Here is a 6,000-nt window from a genome sequence, read left to right on the forward strand (position 1 = left end):
GCGTCTCAGGCGGCAAGCGCGTCCTCGATCCGCTTGTTCACCATCGTCTCTTGGCCGTCGACAGACTTGGCGTAGACGCCGTCTCGCTCTGGCTCAACGGTGGCGTACCGGCTCCCGAGGTGGCGGTACGGGCCGGCCACGGGGTGGATGTGCTCATGCGCGGCCGCGTGCCGAAGGTCGTATGGCCGCCGAACGAGGGGAGAGGTGACCTGGGCCGGAGTCAGTGCGAGCGTTCGGGGCTTCCTGCCACACCTCGGTGTAAGCCGTCGAGGCGACCACTCCGCCCCGCTCACTCTGGAACAGCCGCCCGTCCGGAGCCACCCCGAACTCTTCGATGTGTTGCCGAAGAATCTTCACGAGTTCCGGAGGGATCGGCACCACCCGCACGTCATCCTCGCCCCGGTGTTTCAGGCCGCGTTGCTCGTGAGCGTCGCCGCTGTCGGTCCACTGCGTGTTGACCTCCGGTCGGGAGACGTCGAGCGTCAGCCGTCCCCAGCCGGTGGTCCGCCTCGGCCCCCAGGTCGACGTCAAAGGCGTACTCGCCGGATCGCCTGGCGCGGACCTGGGCCTGTACTACCTGTCCAAGTACCTCACGAAGTCTCTCGCCGATGTGCATGAGGCCAAGACCGACGCCGAACGCGTGCACGTGGCACGGCTGATGAACGTGCTCCGCTACGAACCGTGCGCGCCGACATGCCCGAACTGGCTCCGCTACGGCGTACAGCCCAAAGGCGCCAAGGCAGGGATGTGGCCGGGCTCCTGCCGATCCAAAGCACACAAGCCCGAACACCTCGGCTACGCCTGACGGCGCGTCCTGGTCTCGCGCAAGTGGTCCGGCAAGACCCTGTCCGAGCACAAGCAGGACCGGCGGGCCTGGGTCCTGGAACAGCTCGGCCTTTCGGCAACCGACGAGCAGACGGCCCCCCTCGATCCGTACCAGTACGTGTGGCAGCCGGTCACCTCTACGGACCGGGGCGTTCCCCTCGGGTCAAACGACTGCTCGACGAACTCGGCCGGCGCCACCAATGGCGAGCAGCGCTGAAACAGGCCCAAGTAAGAGCGGACGGACAACCCACAGACGACGCGATCAGGAGGGCGGCATGAAGCCTGCGTTCCGCGTAATTCAGGGGTTCTGGAGTCGCTGTCGGGGTGAAGGTGCAGGTCAGCGGGTTGGGGTCTAGCGACGCGGCCGGATTCGCCTAGAGACGCGATTTTGCTGATTCACCTGCGCTGGCCTGGGCTTGTTCCTATGGTCTGGAGCCGTGTACGTGAAGACGACGAAGCGGGAGAACAAGTCCGGCACGGTCCGGTACCTGCATCTGGCCCACAACGAGTGGGATCCGGTGAAGGGCCGGGCGGTCCCGAAGGTCCTGTTCACGTTCGGCCGTGAGGACGACCTGGACCGGGACGCGGTGAAACGCCTGGTCGCGTCTCTATCGAGGCTGCTGGAGCCGGGGGACGCGCTGGCCTCGACCCCAGCGGGAGACCTGGAGTTCGTCTCGTCGGTCCCGTTCGGGGGCGCCCACGTCCTCGATCATCTGTGGCGGCGGCTGCGGATCGACAAGATCGCCGACCGGGTGGGGCAGCCCAAGCGGGGCCGGCACCGGGACATGACCGTGACGGAGCGGGTGCTGTTCTCCCTGGTCGCGAACCGGGCCCTGGCTCCGTCGTCCAAGCTGGCCGCCGCGGACTGGATCACCCATGACGTGCACATCGACGGCCTTGCCGTCACCGACGCCGACGCCTGCTACCGGGCGATGGACTGGCTCCACCAGGTGCAGGACGACCTGGAGAAGCAGGTGTTCGACCTCCTCAACCTGGAGGTCGACCTGCTGTTCTTCGACACCACCAGCACCTACTTCGAGCTGGAGGAGGCCGACGCGCCCGTCGCCCGGGACGACACAGGCCGCCCGCTGGCCGAGGGTCACACCCCTGCGGAGGACGACGGCGAGCCGGCGGACCAGGTCGGGTTCCAGACCTTCGGCAAGTCGAAGGACTCCCGCGACGATCTGCCGCAGATCGTGATCGGGATGGCCGTCACCCGGGACGGGATCCCGGTCCGCGTCTGGTCCTGGCCCGGCAACACCGGTGACCAGAAGCTGATCCGGCAAGTCAAGGACGATATGCGTGACTGGACCGTGAGCAAGATCGTGTGGGTCACCGCAGCTCGCGGGTGGCCGGATCGAAGAACATCAGCGTGTGCTCCTCGATGCGGACCGTGACCCGCCGGCCGTTGAGCATCTCGGCGGCCAGGACCACCCGCCCGGCCAGACTGACGGTGCCGGCCCGGCTGACGGTCCGGTCGACCTCGATCGCACTGCCCTGCTCAGCGGGCAGCAACGGCGACGGCCCCGCCGGCCTGGAACCGTGGGCGGCCGGCTTGGCCAGATCCGCGGGCGACAGATGCGAGCGGAAGCTCTTGATCCGGATCCCGGCGACCAGCAGATGGATCACGCGGGTATCGGCCCAAAATCGCACGGTGATCCCGGCCCGGTCCGGGCCGAGCCAGAACTGTCGGCCCGCCACCTGCATGTTCCCGCTCGGCGGGACGACACGGTCGAACTCCACCGGCCCGCCCGACCACACCGGCCCACCGGCCGCGGCGACGCCAGGGGACAGGGTTTGGCCGGTTTCCTGGCTGGGGTGGGATCGAGCACGCTGCAGGTGGGTAAAGCCTGACCCCGACCCACCGCGCTGGTCGTCGGGAAGGACTTGGCGCAGCGGCGCCGGCAACCGCAACGGCAGCAACCGCTGATCCTCATCCGCACCCCGCGAGGCGAACCGCTCGATGGGGCAGGCCATCTCCAGCGCCTGGTGCGGCCGCTCGGTGTTGTAGTGCTCCACCCAGGCGTTCACCGCCGCCTGCGCCGCTGCCAGATCGGCGAAGGGCACCGCGTCATCGAGCAGTTCCCGGCGCAGACTCTGATGAAAGCGCTCGACCTTGCCGGTGGTGGTCGGGTGCCGCGGCTCGGTCAGCCGGTGCACGATGCCGTTGTCCCGGCATATCCGGTCGAACAACACCTCCCCGCCCTTGCCGAACCGGTCGGTGAACTGCTTGCCGTTATCAGTGAGCACCTCATCGGGAATCCCGAACTCGGCCAACGCGGAAGCAAACGCCAGGCACACCGCCCGCGCGGTCGGCCGCAGCACCACCGCGACGATGACGCAATAGCGGGAATGGTCGCCCACCCCGGTAACTACTTTGGCCTTCGCACCGGTGGCGAGGAAAACACCGCCGACGATGTCCATCTGCCACAACCGCACCAGGGAAGGCCTGTCCAAGAAAGAGATCATCCGCTGCCTCAAACGCTACGTCGCACGAGAGGTCTACAAAGACCTCACCACCCCAGACGCTGCCTCAGCATCCGCAGATCAGGCCGCTTGACAGTCATAGGAGCATCGCGAAGACGGGCTTGTGCCTCCGTCGCCGGCCCGCTGCCGCTTCGCGGTGAGTCGAGGCAGACGGGATGATCAGGTAGGGGGAGATGTGCGGGACCGTAAGGGGGATGCCTCCGTAGTTGCAGTTCTAGTTGCAATCCGAGCCCGTACGATGCCGTTCAGGGTCGACCGGTCTGGGCCGTTGGTCCATGTGGGACTGATCGGGCATCCGAGCTGCTAATGCGGTTTGGGGTCTACAGCCCATCCGGGTTCAAATCCCCGAGCCTCCGCAGATCAGAGGCCAAACCCTCACTCCGGCTCACCGGAAACGCGGCTGATCGCCGTGCTGGTGAGAGTACAACCATCAGTCATAAGGAGTCTTCGGTCGGGGAGCCCGTAGACGGCGGGGTTGCATGTGGCGTATGTGCGGCAGCGCGCGGGAGCACAGCGCCTGCGCGCCGTGCCAGGATCAGCAGGCTTCCCACGGTGACACTCATACCGATTAAGTCACAAGCTGGCCAAAGATGTCATTGCTGGTGATGAAACCTTGCGATGGGGCTACAGTCCGGCCGTGCGCACAGACAACGTGGTGGTTGCCTTCCTGGAGACATGGGGGCCCTCGCTAATCCTTCTCGGGGCGGTATTAGCGTTTGCGTTGGTCGCGCAGAAGATCGGGAGAGAGCGACCCGGTGGATGGCGCGCTAATGCAGTCACTTACTCCGTCTCCATTGGCCAATCGGCGGAGCTAGATATTGCACTTAACCATGCTACTGCTCTGAATGCTTTCAACCTTCACGCTAAAAATGACCCTGCCGTGCGTCTGCAGTCTGCGCTTAGATTTGTGCCCACGGATTATCAGGTCGCCACTCGTGAGATTGCGCAAGGTTTTCGGGAGCAGCGAGTTATTTCTATTGACCTTGGCGAGATGGATCGTCGCCAGGCTGTACGGCTCGTCGACTTCTGTAGCGGCATGACAGCCGTGTGTTCGGGATGGATTTTTCGCTTAACTGACAACGTTATAGTGCTGGCGCCGCCAAGTTAATGTTCAGAATCTCTTCACCAGGCCGTGATGGACCGCGCATACAAAGGTGGGTGTCATGAACGAGCAAGTACTTATTCTTAATCATGAGATTCGTCAAATCGAGCATGCACTCAGCGAAGCTAGCGCCCCAACGTCATCCACGTACACGCCATGAGGAGTGGAGCTCCCAACCCGCCCCAAGCTGGGATGGGATACCCCCGAGAACGGCTTGGAGTGGGCCCAGATAGAGGAGGTACAGACACAGCGGGATTGGCACGTCATATATTAGAGGCCATACTATATATAGTTTATAGCCGGGCCAAAATTGTCTGACTAGTACTTGAACAAATTGCCCTCCCGCACCTAACTATAGAAGGCTCCCAGCTCACGCCGGTGGCCCGCCCCCACGCGAGCCCTCACGGCGCTCCTCTGAGCCCGAAACCAGCGGCAATGTCGCACTTTTAAAGGCTATCGAGCATCACTCGAAGTATCATCGACATGCTCTAGAGTCACAAAGATCAAATACCGGCTCGACGGACAGGATGCAAGAAATGGCGAACATTAAAGTCACCTGCCCCCACTGCCACCGTCAGACATGGGTTCGCGAAGGATATAACGATCCCTGTGAGTATTGCGACAAAATCATCGAGCAGAAGTAACTTGCATACCTGACAAAAATCGCAACCCCACTATCAGTAGAGGAATAAGAATGACGGCAGCCCAACGACAGACAGAGGCCTGGGGAACCGTTAAATCCTGGCTGGCATCCCAGGGAATCCCCTTCGAGGAATTGAATATACCAGCCGCCCGCCTCGGAGATGGAATGGTTTGCCATGTACAACCATCCAACGACGAAGGCGCTGCCATTTGTTTGTTCGCCACAGTCGGGCAGGTAGACAACGTGGGCGCCAACACTCTGGCGATGCGCTTCCTTATGAAGAAGAGCCAAGAGTATATATATGGCGGATTGGGAATGAGCACGGATGGTTCGGTTAGCTATAGCTACAGCCTATTCAGCGATACGGCGAGTCGCAACAACTTCATCAATGCTCTTATTTGCATGAGACAGGCAGTGCGGGAACTCCGCGAAGAGTTGCCGGGTTATTGCATGCCGGGATCATTTACCCCAACTACCGACGCACTGCAAGGGTCAGACTCCCAGCGTTACGCCGCCACCGAGGACGACATCCGCAAGTGGCTCACTGAAATTTCCGAGCACCAGTTTTCCAGCCGTTTCACATCAGCCCTCTTGGACAAACTGCCGTCACATGACCCCCAGCTACTAACCCTCGCTGCCGACTACGCCGAGGGACGCCTCGCCAGAACATGGAATGTCGGCGAGGCCGACAAACCCAGCTATTGGGAATTCTGGGAAAGCGTTCGTGACTCTCTGGTTGGGTTGGGCGCGAGCCCCCCCGAGAAACGAGCACACTCCTATTGGGACGGTCAGTAAGCTGCCGAACTTCGCTCATAGGAATCAAGGGCGGCGCTGCGCGCCGCCTCGCGGCCCTACGCCCGCTCGGCGGCCGGGCGTGCGGCCTGGACACCCACGGCCCCGGCGTGGAGTGAGTTCGATGTGGCATGAGGGGGTTCGGCCGGAG

At 63.0% G+C, this 6,000-nt stretch carries 5 protein-coding genes; 4 read left to right on the forward strand and 1 reads right to left on the reverse strand.

The window, feature by feature from the left end; translation table 11 throughout:
- The first annotated feature begins 451 nt into the window (after nucleotides 1-451).
- Together AB0O34_RS22450 and AB0O34_RS22455 are read left to right on the forward strand one after the other, a co-directional pair.
- Nucleotides 452-805, forward strand: a complete 354-nt coding sequence (locus AB0O34_RS22450) for a replication initiator (RefSeq protein ID WP_363918216.1) — start codon at nucleotides 452-454, stop codon at nucleotides 803-805.
- 463 nt (nucleotides 806-1,268) lie between these two features.
- Nucleotides 1,269-2,222, forward strand: a complete 954-nt coding sequence (locus AB0O34_RS22455; RefSeq protein WP_363918218.1) for a hypothetical protein — start codon at nucleotides 1,269-1,271, stop codon at nucleotides 2,220-2,222.
- Here AB0O34_RS22455 and AB0O34_RS22460 read toward each other — a convergent pair.
- Nucleotides 2,158-3,294, reverse strand: a complete 1,137-nt coding sequence (locus tag AB0O34_RS22460) for an integrase core domain-containing protein (RefSeq protein ID WP_363918220.1) — start codon at nucleotides 3,292-3,294, stop codon at nucleotides 2,158-2,160. The two genes, AB0O34_RS22455 and AB0O34_RS22460, sit on opposite strands and share 65 nt — an antisense overlap.
- 925 nt (nucleotides 3,295-4,219) lie before the next feature.
- Here AB0O34_RS22460 and AB0O34_RS22465 point away from each other — a divergent pair.
- Together AB0O34_RS22465 and AB0O34_RS22470 are read left to right on the forward strand one after the other, a co-directional pair.
- A complete protein-coding gene (locus tag AB0O34_RS22465) occupies nucleotides 4,220-4,420 on the forward strand; it encodes a cell division protein SepF (RefSeq protein ID WP_363918230.1) in 201 nt (66 codons plus the stop codon).
- 688 nt (nucleotides 4,421-5,108) lie between these two features.
- Nucleotides 5,109-5,852, forward strand: coding sequence for a hypothetical protein (locus AB0O34_RS22470; protein WP_363918222.1), 744 nt, complete (start codon nucleotides 5,109-5,111; stop codon nucleotides 5,850-5,852).
- Nucleotides 5,853-6,000 lie beyond the last annotated feature (148 nt).

The organism is Sphaerisporangium sp. NPDC088356 (assembly GCF_040685555.1).
Lineage (GTDB): Bacteria > Actinomycetota > Actinomycetes > Streptosporangiales > Streptosporangiaceae > Sphaerisporangium.